The organism is Limnohabitans sp. JirII-31, from assembly GCF_002778315.1.
Lineage (GTDB): Bacteria > Pseudomonadota > Gammaproteobacteria > Burkholderiales > Burkholderiaceae_C > Limnohabitans.
Genome location: NZ_NESA01000002.1, coordinates 36266 through 56999, shown reverse-complemented (window position 1 = coordinate 56999; position 20734 = coordinate 36266). Strand labels below are relative to the sequence as shown.

Annotated in this window: 18 protein-coding genes and 1 other RNA gene; 6 read left to right on the top strand and 13 right to left on the bottom strand. The window is 59.2% G+C overall.

Translation table 11 applies throughout. The features are described from left to right. Window positions 1–74 precede the first annotated feature (74 nt). Window positions 75–1739 carry an MBL fold metallo-hydrolase gene (locus B9Z41_RS03860; RefSeq protein ID WP_100145267.1) on the top strand — a complete coding sequence of 555 codons (1665 nt, stop codon included), beginning with the start codon at window positions 75–77 and terminating at the stop codon, window positions 1737–1739. 2 nt (window positions 1740–1741) lie between these two features. On the opposite strand, the gene rnpB is transcribed toward B9Z41_RS03860, so the two are convergent. Continuing rightward, window positions 1742–2085, bottom strand: an RNA gene (rnpB, locus tag B9Z41_RS03855) — RNase P RNA component class A. A gap of 72 nt (window positions 2086–2157) precedes the next feature. Between rnpB and B9Z41_RS03850 the strand changes: the two genes are divergently transcribed. From B9Z41_RS03850 to B9Z41_RS03840, 3 genes are all read left to right on the top strand, one after another. Next, complete coding sequence (locus tag B9Z41_RS03850) at window positions 2158–4002, top strand: NAD(P)/FAD-dependent oxidoreductase (RefSeq protein ID WP_100145265.1); 1845 nt, start codon at window positions 2158–2160, stop codon at window positions 4000–4002. A 68-nt stretch (window positions 4003–4070) separates the two neighbouring features. Then, window positions 4071–4985 (top strand): cysteine synthase A, encoded by a 915-nt coding sequence (gene cysK / locus B9Z41_RS03845; protein ID WP_100145263.1) that lies wholly within the window; start codon window positions 4071–4073, stop codon window positions 4983–4985. 5 nt (window positions 4986–4990) lie between these two features. After that, the gene (locus B9Z41_RS03840; protein WP_100145261.1) at window positions 4991–6922 is read left to right on the top strand and encodes a radical SAM protein; all 1932 of its coding nucleotides are present in this window, start codon (window positions 4991–4993) and stop codon (window positions 6920–6922) included. A gap of 4 nt (window positions 6923–6926) precedes the next feature. Here the strand turns inward: B9Z41_RS03840 and htpX are convergent, their stop codons facing one another. The 8 genes from htpX to B9Z41_RS03800 form a co-directional block, all read right to left on the bottom strand. Beyond that, complete coding sequence (htpX, locus tag B9Z41_RS03835; protein ID WP_100145772.1) at window positions 6927–7805, bottom strand: protease HtpX; 879 nt, start codon at window positions 7803–7805, stop codon at window positions 6927–6929. Between the two features lie 76 nt (window positions 7806–7881). Continuing rightward, window positions 7882–8682, bottom strand: coding sequence for a DUF3025 domain-containing protein (locus tag B9Z41_RS03830; protein WP_233202505.1), 801 nt, complete (start codon window positions 8680–8682; stop codon window positions 7882–7884). Next, window positions 8667–9698: a dihydroorotase gene (gene pyrC / locus B9Z41_RS03825; RefSeq protein ID WP_233202504.1), complete on the bottom strand. Its 1032-nt coding sequence runs from the start codon at window positions 9696–9698 to the stop codon at window positions 8667–8669. Before pyrC ends, B9Z41_RS03830 begins: the two co-directional genes overlap by 16 nt. 155 nt (window positions 9699–9853) lie before the next feature. Further along, window positions 9854–10591, bottom strand: a complete 738-nt coding sequence (locus tag B9Z41_RS03820) for an amino acid ABC transporter ATP-binding protein (RefSeq protein ID WP_100145255.1) — start codon at window positions 10589–10591, stop codon at window positions 9854–9856. 15 nt (window positions 10592–10606) lie between these two features. Then, window positions 10607–11275 (bottom strand): amino acid ABC transporter permease, encoded by a 669-nt coding sequence (locus tag B9Z41_RS03815; RefSeq protein WP_100145253.1) that lies wholly within the window; start codon window positions 11273–11275, stop codon window positions 10607–10609. Between the two features lie 2 nt (window positions 11276–11277). Then, on the bottom strand, window positions 11278–12012 hold the full coding sequence (locus B9Z41_RS03810; protein ID WP_100145251.1) for an amino acid ABC transporter permease: 735 nt from the start codon (window positions 12010–12012) through the stop codon (window positions 11278–11280). Window positions 12013–12069: 57 nt separating this feature from the next. Next, window positions 12070–12969, bottom strand: a complete 900-nt coding sequence (locus B9Z41_RS03805) for a transporter substrate-binding domain-containing protein (RefSeq protein ID WP_100145249.1) — start codon at window positions 12967–12969, stop codon at window positions 12070–12072. A gap of 156 nt (window positions 12970–13125) precedes the next feature. After that, a complete protein-coding gene (locus B9Z41_RS03800; RefSeq protein WP_100145247.1) occupies window positions 13126–14067 on the bottom strand; it encodes a LysR substrate-binding domain-containing protein in 942 nt (313 codons plus the stop codon). A gap of 159 nt (window positions 14068–14226) precedes the next feature. Here B9Z41_RS03800 and B9Z41_RS03795 point away from each other — a divergent pair, with 159 nt between their 5' ends. Then, entirely contained in the window at window positions 14227–15543 is a 1317-nt protein-coding gene (locus B9Z41_RS03795) for a Glu/Leu/Phe/Val dehydrogenase (protein ID WP_100145245.1), read from the top strand. A 46-nt stretch (window positions 15544–15589) separates the two neighbouring features. Here the strand turns inward: B9Z41_RS03795 and B9Z41_RS03790 are convergent, their stop codons facing one another. After that, entirely contained in the window at window positions 15590–16297 is a 708-nt protein-coding gene (locus tag B9Z41_RS03790; RefSeq protein WP_100145243.1) for a class II aldolase/adducin family protein, read from the bottom strand. A gap of 31 nt (window positions 16298–16328) precedes the next feature. On the opposite strand from B9Z41_RS03790, the gene B9Z41_RS03785 reads away from it, so the two are divergent. Next, window positions 16329–17336, top strand: coding sequence for a tripartite tricarboxylate transporter substrate binding protein (locus tag B9Z41_RS03785; RefSeq protein ID WP_100145240.1), 1008 nt, complete (start codon window positions 16329–16331; stop codon window positions 17334–17336). A 71-nt stretch (window positions 17337–17407) separates the two neighbouring features. Here the strand turns inward: B9Z41_RS03785 and B9Z41_RS03780 are convergent, their stop codons facing one another. From B9Z41_RS03780 to B9Z41_RS03770, 3 genes are read right to left on the bottom strand one after another with little or no spacing between them, the layout of a single operon-like run. Continuing rightward, entirely contained in the window at window positions 17408–18400 is a 993-nt protein-coding gene (locus B9Z41_RS03780) for a 4,5-dihydroxyphthalate decarboxylase (protein ID WP_100145770.1), read from the bottom strand. 2 nt (window positions 18401–18402) lie between these two features. Further along, on the bottom strand, window positions 18403–19401 hold the full coding sequence (locus B9Z41_RS03775; RefSeq protein ID WP_100145238.1) for a tripartite tricarboxylate transporter substrate binding protein: 999 nt from the start codon (window positions 19399–19401) through the stop codon (window positions 18403–18405). A 44-nt stretch (window positions 19402–19445) separates the two neighbouring features. After that, entirely contained in the window at window positions 19446–20711 is a 1266-nt protein-coding gene (locus tag B9Z41_RS03770) for a Rieske 2Fe-2S domain-containing protein (RefSeq protein ID WP_100145236.1), read from the bottom strand. Window positions 20712–20734 lie beyond the last annotated feature (23 nt).

The window sequence follows — 20734 nt, the reverse complement described above, 5'->3', positions numbered from 1 at the left end:
CACGGACAGTGCCTCAAGCCTGCGGCTTTTACGGATGGGGAAAGTACGCACCGTTCACTCTTCATAATCCCACCATGGTCAGACCTACCCAACTCATCCACACCCAACGCGAGCCAGCCCCTCTGCGCCCTGCCGCCACCGTGTTACTGCTGCGCAATGGGCCGCAAGGCCTGGAAGTGCTCATGACACGCCGTGCCATGACCGCCAGCTTTGCGCCCGGTGCCTATGTGTTCCCGGGTGGTGGCATCGACCCTGCCGATGCACAGGCCCACGCGCTGGCTGCACGTCGCGCCACGCAAAGCGACACCCAGCTGACCCAAGCCATTGCCGCGATCCGCGAGAGCTTTGAAGAGCTGGGCATCTTGCTGGCACGCCATGGCGATGGCCGCATGGCCGATGACAGCGACATTGCGGCCCTAGATCGCCATGCCTCGGCAGCCGACTTTGCGCAGCAATGCCAACAACGTGGCCTCACCTTGGCCGCCGACCAGGTGTATCTGTTGGCGCATTGGGTCACCGATCGCGATTTGCCACGTCGCTTTGACGTGCCGTTTTTGGTAGCCCACATGCCCGATGGCCAAACCCCGGTCGCCGATGACAAAGAACAGTTTGAACCGGTATGGGTGCGCCCAGCCGATGCGCTGAGTCGCCATGCAGCAGGCGACTTTTTCATCATCTTCCCCACCATCCGCACCTTGGAGCGCTTGCAGCACTTTGCCGATGCCCAGAGCGTGTTGGCCGCATGTGCCAACGAACAGCCCTGGTTCACCAGTTGCCCACGTGCGGGCTGGATAGCCGGTAAAGAGTCTCGGCACATGGAACACGAGCCCCCGTTTGGCGAACTGGCATTGACCTGCCCCGATGGCCAAATCGTGCACCACCTCGACTGGCAAACCGACCAGCCCGTGTTGCTTTTGAAAAACGTGCAACGCCTCACCGCCCCCAACCCAGGCGTGATGACGGGCCCCGGCACCAACAGCTACCTAGTGGGTGACCCCGACACTGGGTTCATCGCCATCGACCCAGGCCCTGCTGATCTTGAGCACCTGGATCGCTTGTGGCGTGCCGCTGGCGGCAACATCCGACTCATCGTGTGCACCCACTCGCACCCCGACCATTCGCCCGGTGCTGCGCCACTGCAAGCCTTGTGCGCACAGCATGGCCATCGCCCGCCCGTGCTGGGCTTGAGCTCGGCAGCCACAGCACGCGCACACAGCCACTTCACCCCCGATCGCGAACTCCATGATGGCGAATTGTTGGTGCTGCAAGGCACGCACATCACGCACACCTTGCGGGTGGTGCACACCCCTGGCCACGCAGCCAACCACCTGTGTTTGGTACTGGAAGAAGACGGTTTGTTGTTCAGCGGCGACCATGTGCTCAATGGCAGCACCACCGTGGTCGACCCACCCGATGGCCACATGCACGACTACCTCCAGTCACTCGACAAATTGTTGGATGCGTGTGAGCAAGACCACATTGAATTCATCTTGCCAGCGCACGGCTACGTGCTGGGCAACTTGTGGGATGAACCACATGACGCACGCGCCTGCATTGCGCACCTCAAAGCACACCGTCTCAAGCGCGAAGCCAAAATTTTGGGGGTGATGCAACAGCACCCCGAGGGCAGCATGGACGACTGGGTGCAACTGGCCTACGACGATGTGCCCCCACGTTTGTGGCCGGTGGCGATGCGCTCGTTGTTGGCGCATGTGGAGCGGATTCGAAGTCTGGGATAAAAGTGTGAAGCCCACCGATACGCCGGATTCTGTGCAGAGTGGTTGCCCACCCTGTGACCGTCATTAATCTGGGCCGAGGGTCACCCACTCGGCTCGGTGCTACCTACCCGCCAACTCAGCGGACCGCCTCAACGTTGGCCTACTTGGTATTGCTGCGCGCAGAGATTGCCCGTTTCACCCGCACTCAAGCGGCTCGTCTCTGTTGCTCTGATCCTCACCTCACGGTGGAGAGGTGTTACCTCCTGCGCTGTCCTATGCAGTCCGGACGTTCCTCCAGTGCGGCATTTCTGCCCAACGCTTGCGCGTTGACCTTGCGGCTTGCACCGGCGACGGCCTAGTGAGCTTCACGGGCGCGATTATCCGCCGATAATCATGGCCTCACTCATTGCTTTGCCCGATCACCACGGGCCCTACGCTTGTGATTCGACTCTCTGAACTCAAACTTCCCCTGTCTGATCTGCCGCTGCCCGAGCGACGAGCCGCCGATGCCCCCGCAGAAACCGAGGCTGACCGCCATGCGGTGCCCCACCCCGTAGACACCTTGCGCCAGATGGCGGCACAAGCTTTGGGGCTGGCTCCGTCTGCCATTGCCACCCTGGACGTGTTCAAGCGCAGCTTTGATGCGCGCAAAAAATTGCTGGTGGTCTACATCGTCGACGTCACACTGACCGACCCCGCGCAAGAGGCCGCCTTGCTGGCTCAGCACGCGCAGCACCCACACATTCACCCCACACCGGCCATGACTTGGCAGCCCCCTGCCCACGCCCCAGGCGATTGGGGCCACACCGAGGGCGAACGCCCGGTGGTGGTGGGCTTTGGGCCTTGCGGCATGTTTGCCGCGTTGGTGTTGGCGCAAATGGGGTTCAAGCCCATCGTGATCGAGCGCGGCACCACAGTGCGTCAACGCACCAAAGACACTTGGGGCTTGTGGCGCAAGCATGTGCTCAAGGCGGAGAGCAATGTGCAGTTTGGCGAAGGCGGGGCGGGTACCTTCTCAGACGGCAAGCTGTACAGCCAAATCAAAGACCCTCGGCACTTGGGCCGCAAGGTGATGCAAGAGCTGGTGCGTTTTGGCGCACCCGAAGAAATTTTGTGGGCCGCGCATCCGCACGTGGGCACCTTCAAATTGGTGAAGGTGGTGGAAGGCCTGCGCGAAGAAATCATCCGCTTGGGCGGCGAAGTGCGCTTTGAGCAGCGCGTGGTGGACTTGTTGTACGAGGACGCACCGTCTGCCCCGCACATGGCCACAGCAACCCGTCAACGCCAAGTGCGCGGCTTGCGCGTGTTCGACTTGGCCAGTGGCGAGACCCACACGCTGAATGCGCACCATCTGGTGATCGCCTTGGGCCACAGCGCACGCGACACCTTCACCATGCTGCATCGCCATGCCGTGTCGATGGAAGCCAAACCGTTTTCGGTGGGCGTGCGCATTGAACACCCACAAAGCGTGATTGACCGCGCGCGCTGGGGTCAACACGCAGGCCACCCCTTGCTGGGTGCCGCCGACTACAAGTTGGTCCACCACGCGGCCAATGGTCGAGCGGTGTACAGCTTTTGCATGTGCCCAGGAGGCACGGTGGTGGCAGCCACCAGCGAGCCGCATCGCGTGGTGACCAACGGCATGAGCCAGTACTCACGCAACGAACGCAATGCCAACGCCGGCATCGTGGTGGGCATTGACCCACGCGACTACCCCACCGACCCGGCGGCGTTTGAAGCTGCGTTGGGCGAAGACATGGGCCACAACATTCCACACAGCGTGCGCCACGACACCCGCGATGCACCGGGCGGTTTTCACCCACTGGCTGGCATGGTGTTGCAGCGCCAGCTCGAATCACACGCCTACACCTTGGGCGGGGGCACCTACGAAGCACCCGCGCAGTTGGTGGGCGACTTTGTGGCGGGCCGCGCCTCCACCGCTTTGGGCACGGTCGAGCCGTCGTACAAACCAGGCGTGAAGATGGTGAGCTTGGACAGCGCCTTGCCGTCTTACGCCATTGCCGCCATGCGCGAGGCCTTGCCCGTGTTTGGCCAAAAGATCAAAGGCTTTGACATGCGCGACGCGGTGATGACAGGGGTTGAAACCCGCACCTCATCGCCCTTGCGCATGGCCCGCGACGACCACTCGCTGCAAAGCCCCAACATGGCGGGGCTCTACCCCGCTGGCGAAGGCGCTGGCTACGCCGGTGGTATTTTGTCGGCAGCGGTGGACGGCATCAAAGTGGGCGAGGCCCTGGCGCGCCAGTTGATGACCCTGCACTGAAGCCGACAAGCCCGGCACTGACACAATCTGCCCCACATCACCCACAGACACACCACAAGGAGACCCGTATGAAAGCCAACACCGTTCTCGACACCATCGGCCACACGCCCCACATCCGCATGCAGCGTTTGTTCGGAGACACACACCAGGTTTGGATCAAGTCTGAGCGCACCAACCCCGGTGGCTCCATCAAAGACCGCATCGCCTTGGCGATGGTCGAAGACGCGGAAAAGTCGGGCGCTTTGAAGCCCGGCGGCACCATCATCGAACCCACCTCCGGCAACACCGGCGTGGGCTTGGCCATGGTGGCTGCGGTCAAGGGCTACAAGCTGGTGCTGGTCATGCCCGACAGCATGTCCATCGAGCGCCGTCGCCTGATGCTGGCCTACGGTGCCAGCTTTGATTTGACGCCGCGCGAAAAAGGCATGAAGGGTGCCATCGCCCGCGCCCAAGAACTGGCCGCGGCCACGCCTGGCGCCTGGATTCCACAGCAGTTTGAAAACCCCGCCAACATCGATGTGCATGTGCGCACCACGGCGCAAGAAATTTTGGCCGACTTCACGCACCTGGACGCACTCATCACAGGCGTGGGCACGGGCGGTCACCTCACCGGTGTGGCACGCGTGCTCAAAGCCAAATGGCCTGCGCTCAAAGTGTTTGCCGTCGAGCCTGCGGCTTCGCCCGTCATCTCGGGCGGACAGCCTGCACCGCACCCGATCCAAGGCATTGGCGCGGGTTTTATTCCGAAGAACCTCGACACCACGGTGCTCGATGGCGTGATTCAGGTGGACGCCGAAGCCGCACGCGAATATGGCCGCCGCAGCGCCCGCGAAGAAGGCTTGTTGGTGGGCATTTCGTCGGGTGCCACATTGGCAGCCATTGCCCAAAAATTGCCTGAGTTGCCTGCCGGTGCCACCGTGCTGGGCTTCAACTACGACACGGGTGAACGCTACCTGTCGGTGGAAGGCTACTTGCCTGCCTGAACCCGATGAGCACCACCTCAGCCCCACGCGCATTGCGCGTGTTGAGCCTCATCCCACCGATGACGCAGCTCAACACCCCCTACCCGTCCACCGCGTACTTGACGGGTTTTTTGCGTGGTCAAGGGGTGGGTGCGGTGCAAGACGACCTGGCCTTGAAGCTGGTGCTGGCCTTGTTCACGCCTGAGGGCCTGTTGCAGGTGCGAGAACGTGCCCTGGCCTTGGCGGTCGAGGCGCGCAGCGCCTGCGTGAATTTCTTCCTCGACCACTTCGCCCGCTACCACCACACCATCGCCCCCACGATTGCTTTTTTGCAAGGGCGTGACGCCACGCTGAGCCACCGCATTGCGGGGCGGGGCTTGCTGCCCGAGGGCCCACGCTTTACCGCGCTGGATGCGTATGACGTAGAGGGTGAAGGTGGCGACTCGCTGGCCTGGGCCTTTGGTGCCTTGGGCCAGCAAGACCGGGCCCGCCACCTGGCCACGCTGTACCTCAACGACTTGGCCGATGTGCTGCGCGATGCGGTGGACCCACGGTTTGAGTTTGTGCGTTACGCCGAATCGCTGGCCAGCAGCCAAGCCAGCTTTGAGCCCTTGGCCCACGCCTTGGCACAGGCTCCCACACTGGTGGACGAGGTACTGCAAAACTTGACCTTGCAGAGCATGGCGCAGCACCAGCCGCAGTTGGTGTTGCTGTCGGTGCCGTTTCCCGGGGCGGTGTATGCCGCGCTGCGCATCGCGCAAACCATCAAAGCGCACCACCCACACACCGTGATCGCCATGGGCGGCGGCTTTGTCAACACCGAGCTGCGCAGCTTGTCTGAGCCGCGCTTGTTTGACTATGTGGACTACATCACGCTGGACGCGGGCGAGCGACCCTTGCTGGCGCTGCTGGCCCACCTGCAAGGCCAGCGCAGCGCACAACGCCTGGTGCGCACCTTCGTGCGAGATGCAGAGACCGCACAGGTGCGTTATGTGAACTGGGCCGAGCCCGATGTGGCGTTTGAAGACGTGGGCACGCCCACCTGGGACGGTCTGCCGATTGAGCGCTACCTGTCGCTGCTGGACATGCTCAACCCCATGCATCGGCTCTGGAGCGACGGGCGCTGGAACAAGATCACGGTGGCCCATGGCTGCTACTGGAAGAAATGCAGTTTTTGCGACGTGAGCTTGGACTACATCTCGCGCTACGACGCCGCGTCCGCCACCACCTTGGTGGACCGCATTGAGGCCATCGTGGCCGAAACCGGACAGACCGGTTTCCACTTGGTCGACGAAGCGGCACCGCCCAAAGCTTTGAAGGCGATGGCCGAAGAAATTTTGCGCCGTGAATTGCGCATCTCGTGGTGGGGCAACATACGTTTTGAAAAAACCTTCACACCCGAACTCGCCGAGCTGTTGGCCGAGAGTGGCTGCATTGCCATGTCGGGTGGCTTGGAAGTCGCCTCCGACCGCTTGCTGGCCTTGATGAAAAAAGGCGTGTCGGTGGACCAAGTGGCACGCGTGACCAAGGGCTTTTCAGAGGCGGGTATTTTGGTACACGCTTACCTGATGTATGGCTTTCCCACCCAGACCCTGCAAGACACGGTGGACGCACTGGAGTATGTGCGCCAGTTGTTTGAAAACGGGTGTATTCAAAGCGGGTTCTTTCACCGCTTTGCCTGCACGGTGCATTCACCGGTAGGCAAAGACCCAGCCGCCTACGGCATCACGCTGGTGCCCAACCCGACGGTGACATTTGGCGAGAACGACATTGGCTTTGTCGACCCCACCGGCACCGACCACGACCTGCTGGGCCGTGGTTTGAAGAAGGCGATTTACAACTTCATGCACGGCATCGGCCTAGAGAACGATGTGCGCAATTGGTTTGAATTACCCAAAGGCCAGTGCCCCAAGCCCACCGTCAAGCGGCAGGCGATTGAGAAGGCACTGGGCTATTGAAGGCTCATTGTCCTTGCGCGGCCTGCAGCACCGCAATGCGTTCTTCCAGCGGCGGATGGGTGGCAAACAACTTACCCAAGTCACCGGTGATGCCCATGGCCGACACACTGCTGGGCAGCACACCGGCTTGCATCTGACCCAAACGACCTAGGGCGTTGATCATGGGTTGCTTGCGACCGAGCAAGTGGGCAGAGCCCGCATCGGCACGGAACTCACGTTGGCGGCTGAACCAGGCCACGATCATGCTGGCCACAAAGCCCAGCACGATGTCGAGCACAAAGCTGGTCACGTAGTAGCCGATACCAGGACCACTGGATTGCTCATCGTTCTTGCGCAACATGCCGTCCACAAAATAGCCCACCACACGGCTCAAGAACACCACAAAGGTGTTGAGCACGCCTTGGATGAGGGTGAGCGTGACCATGTCACCATTGGCGATGTGCGCAATTTCGTGGCCCAACACCGCCTCCACCTCTTCGCGCGTCATGCCTTGCAACAAACCTGTGGACACCGCCACCAAGGCTGAGTTTTTGAACGCGCCGGTGGCAAAGGCGTTGGGCTCGCCGTCGTAAATAGCGACTTCAGGCATGGCAATGCCAGCGCGCTCGGACAAGCGGCGCACGGTGTCCAAGATCCAGGCTTCGTCTTGATTACGTGGTTGGGTGATGACTTCGGCACCCGTGGACATTTTGGCCATCCACTTGCTCATCAAGAGCGAGATGATGGCGCCGCCAAAGCCCATGACCAACGAGAACCCCATCAAGGCCGACAGGTTCAGACCATTGGCGGTGAGGTAGCGGTTGACACCCAGCAAACTGGCGACGACCCCCAGCACCACCATGACGGCGAGGTTGGTGAGGACGAACAGAAGAATGCGTTTCATGCGTGACGTTCCTTGTGCATTGACAGCGTGCGACATTGCGCGCTGAACCTCCATAGTAGGGGCAAGCTTCTCAAATTCAAGAATGTGACGCGATAGCCCCACGGTTTTTAGGTCGAAACACCTGGGTGTTGTCATAAAAACCGGGCGCTTCGTTGGCCGACCACCAGCCTGGCACACCGAGCACGGGCAAAGGCTCAAACGGTTTGGTGGCCAGTTTCTCGGGCTGTAAATCGGTGCTCAACCAGTCGTCCAGCGCCGCATCACTGCGGGCGTCCACGTTGGGCGCGATGCGGTACACATGGCCGGTGATGGACACATAAGGCGTGACCAATTTCTCCAACAAAGCATGGCCAAACAGCACGATGTGCACGTGTTGCCATTGGGCGCGTTGGTCTACCAACAAGCTGCGCCAGTCGCGCGCTTGCAAGGCCTGCCAGAGTGCATCGGGCAGTTGCAGCAAGACGGCGTTTTCGTCGAACAAGGTCAAGGCATCGCGCACGGGGCCACGCGTTGCACCGACACCTTGGCGCGCAATCTCAGCCGCTTGCAACAGGTTAAGCCGCCGCTTGGTCTGAGGGAAACGATGCCAGCAAAGCCCATTGAAAAAGTCGTGCAAGCCGTCGCGCGTAGGAACACGGCCTTGCTGAAAGATGAAGTCTTCGTAGGCTTGGGTGGCAGGCAACTCGGATTGCGCGACGAACTGGACGTCGCGCGCGATGTGATTGAGGGCTTGCGCCACGCTGTGCAAGCGCAGCGCGTCTTGGGCCACGTGCTCACCGGGGTGTTGCCAAGGCGCAAACCAGGGTTGTGCCCAATCGATGTCGGCCAGCACTACACCCGCAAAAGTGCTGGGCGCAGGTGTTAGACCACGCGCCAAGGCAGCGACTCACCAGAGCGCAGAGGCTTGAGTTCGGCATCGCCAAACGCAAAGCTCTCAGGCGGTGTCCAACTTTCACGACGCAGGGTGAGCGTGCCGGTGTTGCGTGGCAGGCCGTAAAAGTCGGCACCATGAAAGCTGGCAAAGCCTTCGAGTTTGTCTAACGCACCTGCGTTGTCAAAAGCCTCGGCATACAAGGGCATGGCCGCATGCGCGGTGTAGCAACCGGCGCAACCGGTGGCGTGTTCCTTGAGGTGGGCTGGGTGTGGCGCGCTGTCTGTGCCCAAGAAGAACTTGGGCGAGCCACTGGTGGCCGCTTGCACCAGGGCCTGGCGATGCACCTCGCGCTTCAACACGGGCAAGCAGTAGAAATGCGGACGAATACCGCCCGTGAAGATGGCGTTGCGGTTGTAGAGCAAGTGGTGCGCTGTGATGGTCGCCGCCGTGAAGGCATCACTTTGCGCCACATACTGCGCCGCTTCGCGGGTGGTGATGTGCTCGAACACAATTTTCAGTTCAGGAAAGTCGCGGCGCAGCGGGATGAGCTGGGTGTCGATGAACACCGCTTCGCGGTCGAACAGGTCAATGTCGCTGGACGTCACCTCGCCGTGCACCAGCAGCAATATGCCCGCTTTTTGCATGGCCTCCAAGGTCTTGTAGGTCTTGCGCAAATCGGTCACACCGGCATCGCTGTTGGTGGTGGCACCTGCGGGGTAGAGCTTGGCGGCCACCACGCCAGCGTCTTTGGCGCGGACAATTTCGTCGGCAGGCAGGTTGTCGGTGAGGTAGAGCGTCATCAAGGGCTCGAAACTCACCCCTTGAGGGACAGCAGCCAGGATGCGTTGTTTGTAGGCCAAGGCTTGGGCCGCGGTGGTGACCGGTGGCTTGAGGTTGGGCATGATGATGGCCCGGCCAAATTCGGCGGCGGTATGAGGCACCACGGTGTTCAAAGCGGCGCCGTCGCGCACATGCAGGTGCCAGTCGTCAGGGCGGGTGATGGTGAGTTCTTGCGTCATGCCTGCCATTGTCTTCGAACTTGTTTTTGTTCAGTTCTGCGGCTGACGATTTCCGGTACACCGTATGAGGAAGCCTCCGTGCCCGAACTGCGCAACCGCGTCCGGCGCGACACCCTCCGTGCATCCAAGTTAATTGGGCTCTGACCCCAATTAACTCAGTGCTGCAAGATCTTGTTCAAGAACTCTTTGGTGCGGGGCTGTCGGTTCTCGGGGTGGTTGAAGAACTCGTCTTTGGAGCAGTCCTCCAAAATCTTGCCGCCCACATCCATGAAGATCACGCGGCTGCTCACCTTGCGGGCAAAGCCCATTTCGTGGGTCACGCACATCATGGTCATGCCCTCGTTGGCTAGGTCGACCATCACATCCAACACCTCGCCCACCATCTCGGGGTCAAGGGCTGAGGTGGGCTCGTCAAACAGCATCACGATCGGGTCCATGCTCAAGGCACGGGCAATGGCCACACGTTGCTGTTGACCACCGGAGAGCTGGCCAGGGAATTTGTCTTTGTGCGCCATCAGACCCACACGCTCCAGGTATTTCAGACCATGCGAGCGCGCCTCGTCAGCACTGCGCCCCAACACCTTGACTTGCGCCATGGTGAGGTTTTCGGTGACCGACAGATGGGGAAACAGCTCGAAGTGCTGAAACACCATGCCCACGCGGCTGCGCAGCTTGGGCAGGTCGGTGTCTTTGCCGTGCACGGCCACGCCATCCACAAAAATCTCGCCTTGCTGAAACGGCTCCAGCGCGTTGATGGTTTTGATGAGGGTGGATTTTCCCGAGCCCGAAGGGCCGCAGACCACCACCACTTCACCGCGCTGGATGGTGGTAGAGCAGTTGGTCAGCACCTGCACAGGGCCGTACCATTTGGAGACGTTTTTGAGTTCAATCACAGGGTTTCTCCAGACTCAACGGATGATGGCAATGCGCGCTTGCAAGCGTCGCACCAAGGCCGACAGGCCATAACAAATGACGAAATACACCACCGCGGCCAGCAGGTAGGCCTCTTCGGGGCGACCGTAAATCTTGCCTGCGGTGACAAAGCCTTTGAGCAAGTCATAGGCACCAATGGCGTACACCAGCGAGGTGTCTTGAAACAAGATGATGGTTTGCGTCAGCAGCACCGGCAACATGTTGCGAAAGGCTTGAGGCAAGACCACCAAGCGCATGTTCTGCCCATAGGTCAACCCCAAGGCCTGTCCGGCAAACACCTGACCGCGTGGGATGGACTGAATGCCCGCGCGCATGATCTCGCTGAAGTAGGCCGCCTCAAACGCCACAAAGGTGATGGTGGCCGACAGCTCAGCCCCAATGGGGCGACCGATCAAGGTCGGGATGAGCAAATAGAACCACAGGATCACCATCAACAGCGGGATGGAGCGCATGCCATTGACATAGACCACAGCAGGCGTGGCCAACCATTTGTTGCCCGACAAGCGCATGAGCGCGAGCAAGGTGCCAAACAGCACGCCGCCGAAGGTGGCGACGATGGTGAGCTCAACGCTGAAAAACAATCCCTTCGAGACAAATTTGCTCAGGATGTCCCAGTCGAGAAACGAGAGGTCAAGGTTGCCCATGTTCAGTGCCCCCCGCCCGATGAGGTGGCCACGGTGAGCCCCGGAATTTGCATGCGACGCTCCACCAGCGCCATCACACGGTTCACAGCGAACGCCGACACGGTGTAGAGCGCAGTGACCGCCAAGTACACCTCCACGCCGCGCGAGGTTTCTTCTTGCACCTGCATGGCGTACATGGTGAGCTCAGCAATCGACACAGCAAAAGCCACCGACGAATTTTTCAGCAAGTTCATCGACTCGCTGGTGAGCGGTGGCCAAATGATGCGAAACGCCATGGGCAACAGAATGTAGCGGTAGGTCTGCCAAGTGGTGAATCCCATCGCCATGGCCGCGTAGCGTTGGCCGCGCGGCAAGGCTTGAATCCCTGCACGCACCTGTTCGGCAATGCGCGCCGAGGTGAAAAACCCAAGCCCCAGCACCACCAAGGCGAAGCCCGGCACCTGCTGCATGGCCGGAAAAACCTTGGGCAACACGAAGTACCAAAGAAAAATTTGAACCAACAAAGGGATATTGCGGAACAACTCCACCCACGCATTCGCCACATGCGTGAGGCTGCGGTTGAGCGCGTTGTCTGGGGGCAAGGTACGCAGGGTGCCCATCAAAGCCCCCACGACCATGGCCACCAGCCAGGCGCTGCCAGCCACCGACAAGGTCCAACCCCAGGCGTCAAACATCCACTCGAGGTAGGTGCGTCCGCCGCCGTCGTCTTCCAAGAAGACCTGCCAATCAAGTGCCATCGGTTTACCTTATCTTGCGAGGGTGGGATTGTGCAGTGCTTGGTTCAAGCACCACGCTTACTTCTTGGCGTACTCTTCCACCGGCTTGTCGTTCAGGTTGGTCCAGGCCGCTTTGTTGGCGTCGCTGGCAGGCATGTTCATGCGGATGTTCTTGGGGGGGATGGGTTGCACAAACCACTTGTCGTAGAGCTTGGCCAATTCGCCCGATTTAGCCAGGGCGCTGATGGTGTCGTCGGCCATTTTTTTGAATGCCGGGTCGTCCTTGCGCAGCATGATGGCGATGGGCTCCACGCTCAACACCTCACCCACAATTTTGAAGTCGGCAGGTGATTTGCTGCTGGCGATGTTGCCCGCCAAAATTTGGCCGTCCATCACAAACGCGTCGGCACGGCCCGACTCCAACAGCAAGAAGCTGTCCGCATGGTCTTTGCCAAACACTTCCTTGAAGTCCACGCCCGTGGCGCGTTCGTTTTTGCGCAGCAATTGGACCGACGTGGTGCCGGTGGTAGTGGCCACGTTTTTGCCGTTCAATTGGGCAATGGTGGTGATGCCAGAGTTAGCACGCACCGCGATGCGCACTTCTTCCACATAGGTGGTGAAGGCAAAGGCCACGTCTTTTTGACGCGTCAGGTTGTTGGTGGTGGAGCCGCATTCAATGTCGACCGTACCGTTTTGCACCAGAGGCAAACGGTTTTGTGAGGTGACGGGCAGGTATTTGATGTCGAGCTTTTTGCCGACGGCTTTTTCGAGGTTGGCCAAAATGCGTTGGCAAATTTCCACGTGGTAGCCCACGTACTTGCCGTCGCCCAAGGTGTATGACAAGGCACCCGAGGAGTCACGCACACCCATGGTCACGCTGCCAGAGGCTTTGACTTTGGCGATGGTGTCATTGGCTTGCGCGTGCACGCCACCAGCCACCAAAGTAGCCAGGGCCAAGGCAAATAACTGCTTTTTCATGAGGTTGCTCCAGAGATAAGTAAAAAGATGAACTGTATTAGAAATCAGTAGCTTCTACGCAATGCTACAAGCGAACCCTAAGCATCAATTCCAATTCCGACAGTTGGTATGCATAAAAAGCATAGCCTTTGCCCCAGCCAGCCCTGAACGCCAGTTCTATGCCTTGGTAGACAAGGCTTGGTTTGTCAAATAAGTCCACAGCGCTTCTGTCGTGCTGTTGGTGGGTCTGAATTGCTGTGGTTTTTCTCGGTAAGCCCGAATCTCTAGTGTGGCCTCCAGCGCATGTGCTTTCTTGGGCAGGTGCAAGCGACTGAGTTTTTGTGCAGCGACCTCTTTGTGGACCGCGCTGTAGGGTAAAAACGCCACGCCATGTCCCTCCAAAGCCATGGCTTTGAGGCTTTCGGCCATGTCGGTCTCGTACACCCGGTTCAAGTGAATGGCCGCCTTGGCGTCTTGCACCACAAAGTCCGCCACGCGGCCCAGATAAGCACCCGAAGAGTAGGCCAAATACGGGGTGGGTGCTCTCGTACTTCCGGGTAATGTGAAGAGGGGTAAGCCGTCGTCTGATGTTTTCACAAAGGGTGCCAACACCTCATGCCCCAAGTTCACCATGTCAAACCGATGGGGGTCTAACTGCAAGGGCTGCGATGGGTGGTGGTAGGTGATGAGCACATCGCAGCCCCCCTCAACCAAGCGCAGCGCGGCATCGTGCACATTGAGTGCCGTCAGGCTGCTTTTGAGTTCGCCAAAGTGCTGTTGCAGCCCCTTGATCCAAGCAGGAAAGAAGGTGAAGGCCAAGGTGTGCGGCGCAGCGAAATCAATCACGGCTTCGTCTGTGGATGCATAGCCACGCAGCATGGCGTGGGTGGACTGCAAGGACTGCAAAATTTCGAGCGCTTGGCTGCGCAAGGTCTCGCCCGCCAAGGTCAAACGGGTAGGGTAAGAGCTGCGGTCAACCAAGTCGGTACCCGCCCACGCTTCCAGGGCTTGGATACGCCTTGAAAAGGCGGGCTGCGTGACATGCCGCAACTGCGCCGAACGGCTGAAACTGCGTGTTTCTGCCAAGCTCACGAAATCTTCTAACCATTTGGTTTCCATATTTCGATTATGGAGGGCAGATTCGACGACAACAGCCCACGCAACATCAAGGCAATGTCAATTCGGCATGGCCTTAGGCGATGTTGGCCTTAGACATGGGCGACAGATCCACTTAAGGTACGTATCTTCACCTCCTTGTTTGACTTCACAGGAAAGCCCATGTCCCTATCGACCCCACACAGCCCCGCAGCAGCCTTCACCCCGAACAGCTTGCCTTCTTTTTTGCAGGCCGATCAACTGGGCCCTTGGGGCACCTATTTGCAGCAGGTGGATCGCGTCACACCGTACCTGGGCACGCTGTCGCGTTGGGTGGAAACACTCAAGCGCCCCAAGCGCATGCTGATCGTGGACGTGCCCATTCACATGGACAACGGCACCGTGGCCCACTTTGAGGGCTACCGCGTGCAGCACAACACCTCGCGCGGACCAGGCAAAGGCGGCGTGCGTTTTCACCAAGACGTGACCTTGTCCGAGGTGATGGCGCTCTCCGCCTGGATGTCGGTGAAAAACGCCGCCGTCAATCTACCCTTTGGCGGCGCCAAGGGCGGTGTGCGCGTGAACCCCAAGCTGTTGTCATTGGGCGAGTTGGAGCGCGTGACGCGTCGCTACACCAGCGAGATTGGGGTGATCATCGGCCCGACCAAGGACATTCCGGCGCCCGACGTGAATACCGACGAACGCATCATGGCGTGGATGATGGACACCTATTCCATGAACGAAGGCAGCACCGCCACGGGCGTGGTGACGGGCAAACCGATTGCGTTGGGTGGCTCTTTGGGCCGACGCGAGGCCACCGGGCGCGGCGTCTACACCGTGGGCGTGGAGGCCGCACAAAAAATCGGGCTCTCGATCACGGGTGCCAAACTGGCCGTGCAAGGCTTTGGCAATGTGGGCAGCGTGGCGGCGCAACTGTTTGTGCAAGCGGGTGCCATCTTGGTGGCGGTGCAAGACCACAGTGGCACGGTGTTCAACGGTGCGGGGCTGGATGTGGCCGAATTGCAGGCACACGTTCAGGCACACGGCGGCGTGGCGGGCTTTGCCGCGGCGCAAGCCTTGGACCCCGATGTGTTTTGGGAAGTCGATTGCGATGTGCTGATTCCTGCCGCGCTCGAAGGCCAGATCACGGTCCATAACGCCTCACGCATCAAAGCGCGCTTGCTGATTGAGGGTGCCAACGGCCCGACCACCCCTGAGGCCGACGACATCTTGGCCGAGCGCCAGATTTTGGTGGTGCCCGATGTGATTGCCAACGCCGGTGGTGTGACGGTGAGCTACTTCGAATGGGTGCAGGATTTTTCGAGCTTCTTTTGGACCGAAGCCGACATCAACGCGCGCTTGGTGCGCATCATGCGCGAGGCCTTTGAGGGCATTTGGGAAGTGGCGCAAACCCATCGTGTGAGCTTGCGCACCGCCACGTTCATCGTGGCGTGTACGCGCATTTTGCAAGCGCGTGAGTTGCGCGGGCTGTACCCCTGAATTGACAGACGCTGAGACAGCGCAATTGCGCTCGCGAAGCTTTGCTTTAGAAGGGATTGGCCAAGGCCTTGCGTTTCCACATCTGCCATGGACGGTCCAAATGCTGGTCGTTCATGTCGGAGGTGGCTTGAGCTTCGGCGTCGGTCAAGAAGTTGATCTCACCCAAGGGTGCTGCAAGTGCTTGCAAGCGCGCGTTGCTTTCGGTGTAGATGCCGCGGTACACCGCTTGTTGGATCGAGGTGCCCACCGTCACACTGCCGTGGCCGCGCATCAGCGCCACATTGGCTTGGCCCAGGCATTGGGCCAGCGACACGCCCAGGGCTTGGTTGCGAATCAACAGGTCAGAGGTTTCGCCAGCGCTGTGGCGAATTTCGTAGACGGGCGTCACCGCGCCCAAGAAACCACTCATGTGGCAGATGGGGCGCAAGCGGGCACCCGTCACGCCAAAGGGGATCACGGCAGGTGAATGGCTGTGGATGACGGACATCACCTCAGGGCGGGCCCGAAAAATTTCGCTGTGGATGAATCGCTCGACATAGGTGTGACGACCTTGTGCATCGTGCACCACACCGTCCAAGTCGACAGACACCAAGTCTTCGAGCGTGACCAATGCTGGAGCCATGCTGCGGGCAATGTAGAAGCGCTCAGGGTTGCTGGGGTCACGCACACTGATGTGACCAAAACCATCGAGCACACCTTCGTTGACCAAGATGTGGTTAGCCACCACCAAATCTGACAAAACTTCCGAAACCATTTGATATCCTCCAAAAGATTCGCGAATCGTAATGGCTGCACGCTTTGAAGACAGCCCCCAAGGAGACATGGTGAAACGTATTTATTCAAAAATTGTGTGTGTGTGGTTTTTAAGCGGCTTGTTGGGGCTGGCCTGTGCACAAAACTTTCCGAACAAACCCATCCAAGTGATCGTGCCTGTGGCCGCCGGTGGAGGCACCGATTTGCTGGCCCGCACACTGGGTCAAAAAGTAGGGGAAGAGCTAGGACAAAACCTGATCGTTGAAAACCGTCTGGGTGCTGGCGGCAACATTGGCGTGGAGATGGTGGCGCGTGCCAAGCCTGATGGCTACACCTTGTTGGTGTCCCCCGCCACGATTGCCACCAACGTGGCCGTGTACAACAAGCTGCCCTATGACTTGCTGAAAGACTTGCAGACCGTGACCTTGATTGGACAAACCGGTGTGGTGCTGGTGGTGCATCCTTCGGTCAAAGCCAACACCCTGCGCGAGTTTGTGGACTTGGCCAAAGCACATCCCGGTGAATTGAACTTTGGTTCAGCCGGTTTGGGCAGCCCTCAGCACTTTCATGCCGAGTTGTTCAACCAACTCGCAGGCACCAAAACCAACCACATTCCCTACAAAGGCCAATCCCAATCGATGACCGATTTGGTGGGCGGCCAACTGACCTACATGTTCAGCCCCTTGCAAAACGCCCTGCCCTATATCCAGCAAGGTCGTATCCGAGCGCTGGCCGTGGCCTTCCCGCAGCGCTACCCGGCGCTGCCCAATGTGCCCACGCTGCTGGAGTTGGGCTACAAAGGCGCTGAGTTCTCGAATTGGTTTGCGGTGTATGCGCCAGCCAACACGCCGCCTGCCGTTATCAAAAAACTCAATGCGGCTTTTGTGAAGGTGGGCAAGACACCCGAGATGAAAGCCAAATTCGACAAGCTGGGGTTTGAAGCTTTCTTCACCACGCCAGAAGGCGGCACAGACTTCATGCGCGCCGAACTCGTGCGTTGGGCACGCGTGGCAGCGTATGCAGGCATCAAAGCCGATTAAGACGACAACGCATAGACGCACCAACAACAAAGGCCGCAATTGCGGCCTTTGTTGTTGAAAGACACAAGGTCTTAAATCTTGAACGCTTCGAGCGACTCGGGGGCGAACAACTCATGCACATCCAGCTTGCGCGGTGACAGGCCTTGCTCATGGTGGTAGCGCGTGAAGGTGTCCAGGGTTTTGATGTTTTTCTCCAAACCGTAAGGCCACCAGTCGTCGCCAAATTCGCGCTGGGTCTCGTCCACGTAGGCAGACAACCAAGGCAACATGGCCTTCAAGGCCGCGGTGTCCTTCAAGTCTTCGTAGGTATGGCGCTGCGCTTCGATGAAGGCCTTGGTCAAGGACTGGGCAATCCAACGGTTGGCTTCGTACACCTCACGACGCATCACCACGGTGTGCATGATGGGGAAGATGCCGGTCTCACGGTAATAGCGGCGCTCCACCTCGGGGTAGTCTTCGAACAAGCGTTTGACCTTGCCATCGCCTTTCAAAAATGACGAGGGCATGCGCGCGGTGTAGAGCGCGTCCAACTCGCCGTCGTACAGCATTTGCGACAAGGTTTGATGCGGCGCGATGGGGCTGACCTGGATGTTGGGTGGCAAGGCCAGCTTCATTTTTTCAATGCGTCCCACCTCTTCTTCACCACCATACAGATAAGGCTGAGCGTCCACGGGCACGTTGTAGTGGTCCGACAAAATGCCACGAATCCACACCGGTGCCGTCATTTGGTATTCGGGGCTGGCAATGCGTTTGCCAATCAGGTCTTTGGGTTCACGAATGCCGCTGTTGGCATTGACGTAAATGCACGAGTGGCGAAAGAAACGCGAGGGGAAAATTGGCAACGCCACAAACGGACGCTCAGGCTTGGAGAGCGTGACGCAGTAGGACGACAGCGACATTTCGGAGATATCGAACTCACGGAAACGGGCCATGCGGAAAAAGGTTTCTTCGACCGGCAAGTTCAAATAATTCAGATCGATACCGTCTACCTTGACTGTGCCATCCATCAAGGCACGGGTGCGGTCATAGTTCCAGCAGGCAAAAGTTAAATTCAATTTACTCATCATCATTCCTGCTTCAGGTTGGCGTTTTGAACGGCCTTACCCAAGCGTTCAATTTCTTCGTTCATGGCACGGCTCAAATCGGCGGGGCTGCCGCCAATGGCTTCAATGCCAGCGTTGCTCAAGAGCTGCACCACATCGGGCATCTTGGCGATCACGGCCATCTCTGCGCTGACACGGTCAATGGCGGCTTGTGGCGTGCCGGTTGAGGCGAACACTGTGACGATGGGCGCAAAGTCAAAGCCAGGAATCAGCTCGGCAATGGCAGGCACTTGCGGCTCTTGGGGTGAGCGCTTGGCAGCGTTGTTACCGATCAGGCGAACTTGGTTGTTTTTCACAAAACCCGACAAGGAGGGCAAGGCCGAAAACAACATGTCGACCTGGCCACCGATCAAAGCCGGGACAGACTGTCCTGTGCCTTTGAACGGCACGTGCACGATGTCCAACCCCAAGGCCGACTTGAAAGCTTCCATCGTCAAGTGGTGGGTGCTGCCGATGCCGGAAGAACCGTAGGTCAAGGTACCGGGCTTGGCCTTGGCCAGCGCAATCAATTCACGCAAGTTGTTGGCGGGTGTTTTGGGGTTCAGTGCCAAGTACAAGGGCGCGCGTGCAGCCAAAGACACGGTCACAAAGTCACGTTTGTAGTCGTAGCTCAGGTTCTTGTGAATCACCGGATTGATAGAGAACGTCGAACCATCGGTGACCATGAAGGTGTAGCCGTCTTTGGGTGCCGTGGCCATGGCTTGTGCCGCCACCATGCCATTCGCGCCCGGCTTGTTATCGACCACCACGGCTTGGCCAAAGCGCTCGGTCAACTTCTGTGCGTAGACGCGCGCCACAGTGTCAGGCAAGCCACCTGCGGCGTGTGTGATGATGAATTTGATGGGCTTGTTGGGGTAAGCCTGTGCCTGCGCCCAGGCGGTAGACGCCTGCAGTGCCATCAGGGGTAATGCGATCAAGGCTGAAAGCCACGTCTTTCGGCGTGAAGGGTTGAGGGGGTTCATGAAAGTCTCCTGATCATTTAAAACAAACGTTGAAGGCCATCAGCTCAAACAGGTGAGGCCTGAAAATCTCGCCAATCCGTGTCTTTGGGCACCACGCTCTGGTAGGAGCATACCGTTGAAGGGATGCGCGAATCGCCCACCCCAATAGGGGGTTCCCCTTTGGCAAAACGTTGTACGGCATCGACCATTTGGCGTCGGAATTCCACAATCGCCAAATCGCTGGCACCCAAGCGGTCATGCGAGCGGTCAGCAATCGGCCCCATGGTGACCCACATGGCCATGTCTTGGTTGGGAATGCCGGTGATGCCTGTGAAGTTGCCCGCTTTCATGGCTTGACGGTCTTGCAAGAAATGGTTGCCCACGTTGCGCAGCGGTTTGAATTGCTGGTCCACATCCACTCCCACTTGAGCATTCAAAAACTGCCGCCATGTGGCTGTTTCGGGTGTGCTGGCAGGATTACCCCAAGCAATGAAATGGAACGCGGTGTGTGTGTCGTCAATCGCCGTGTTGATGTTGGCCACGTTGTACAAGTTGTTGGGCGGAATCAACGCCGATGCAGGTGCCACAAACACCGTCGAGCGCACGTAGTCGTGCGTAGCGGCGTTGTGAATGGGGCGGCGAATAGCGGCGTATCTGAAGCCATAGCCGTCGCGCTGGGTTTGCATGCGTGGTGCTTTGTCAGTCGATGGACGCAGCCAATTTTTATCGGTCGCTTTGGCACCGTCCACACGGGCAGGCACCATGTCTGAAGAATGCAGGCTGGAGCTGTGGGCCGAGTCGATTTGACCTTCCAGAATTTGCGCCCAGTTGCAAGGAATGATGATCTTGGCAATCGACACCCGCACATCCTCGGTCGGGGCCCAAGGCGGGGGCGTGAATTCGGTCATGGTGTCGGCGGGCCCCATGTAGGCCCACACGAATCCACCCCACTCCTTGGTGGGATAAGCCGTGTGCTTGACCTTGCCAGCCATGCCACTGGCAACGGGCTCAGAGCTCATCTCGACCACATTGCCCGCCACGTCCATCTTCCAGCCGTGGTACAGACACCGCAAACCGCAGTTTTCATTGCGTCCGTACACCAAGGATGCACGACGGTGCGGGCAGTATTCGTCCATCACACCCACACGCCCTTCGGTGTCACGAAACACCACCAGGTCTTCGCCCAGCACACGCGCACGGATAGGCGCACCGTCGGGCTCGCTCACCTCTTCCAGCAAACACACAGCTTGCCAGTGGCGGCGCATCAGTTGTCCCATGGGGGCCTGACCTTCGACACGGCACAATAAATCGTTTTCTTCTGAAGTGAGCATGATTTTCCTCGTCGCTGGTTTGG

What these genes read in the sequence shown, in the direction of transcription:
- cysK (WP_100145263.1), top strand. Translation starts at nt 4,071, where the DNA reads ATGAAAGCCAACACCGTTCTCGACACCATCGGCCACACGCCCCACATC.
- B9Z41_RS03810 (WP_100145251.1), bottom strand. Translation starts at nt 12,012, where the DNA reads ATGGCACTTGATTGGCAGGTCTTCTTGGAAGACGACGGCGGCGGACGC.
- B9Z41_RS03805 (WP_100145249.1), bottom strand. Translation starts at nt 12,969, where the DNA reads ATGAAAAAGCAGTTATTTGCCTTGGCCCTGGCTACTTTGGTGGCTGGT.
- B9Z41_RS03795 (WP_100145245.1), top strand. Translation starts at nt 14,227, where the DNA reads ATGTCCCTATCGACCCCACACAGCCCCGCAGCAGCCTTCACCCCGAAC.
- pyrC (WP_233202504.1), bottom strand. Translation starts at nt 9,698, where the DNA reads ATGACGCAAGAACTCACCATCACCCGCCCTGACGACTGGCACCTGCAT.
- htpX (WP_100145772.1), bottom strand. Translation starts at nt 7,805, where the DNA reads ATGAAACGCATTCTTCTGTTCGTCCTCACCAACCTCGCCGTCATGGTG.
- B9Z41_RS03860 (WP_100145267.1), top strand. Translation starts at nt 75, where the DNA reads ATGGTCAGACCTACCCAACTCATCCACACCCAACGCGAGCCAGCCCCT.
- B9Z41_RS03780 (WP_100145770.1), bottom strand. Translation starts at nt 18,400, where the DNA reads ATGAGTAAATTGAATTTAACTTTTGCCTGCTGGAACTATGACCGCACC.
- B9Z41_RS03785 (WP_100145240.1), top strand. Translation starts at nt 16,329, where the DNA reads ATGGCTGCACGCTTTGAAGACAGCCCCCAAGGAGACATGGTGAAACGT.
- B9Z41_RS03815 (WP_100145253.1), bottom strand. Translation starts at nt 11,275, where the DNA reads ATGGGCAACCTTGACCTCTCGTTTCTCGACTGGGACATCCTGAGCAAA.
- B9Z41_RS03775 (WP_100145238.1), bottom strand. Translation starts at nt 19,401, where the DNA reads ATGAACCCCCTCAACCCTTCACGCCGAAAGACGTGGCTTTCAGCCTTG.
- B9Z41_RS03770 (WP_100145236.1), bottom strand. Translation starts at nt 20,711, where the DNA reads ATGCTCACTTCAGAAGAAAACGATTTATTGTGCCGTGTCGAAGGTCAG.
- B9Z41_RS03790 (WP_100145243.1), bottom strand. Translation starts at nt 16,297, where the DNA reads ATGGTTTCGGAAGTTTTGTCAGATTTGGTGGTGGCTAACCACATCTTG.
- B9Z41_RS03840 (WP_100145261.1), top strand. Translation starts at nt 4,991, where the DNA reads ATGAGCACCACCTCAGCCCCACGCGCATTGCGCGTGTTGAGCCTCATC.
- B9Z41_RS03800 (WP_100145247.1), bottom strand. Translation starts at nt 14,067, where the DNA reads ATGGAAACCAAATGGTTAGAAGATTTCGTGAGCTTGGCAGAAACACGC.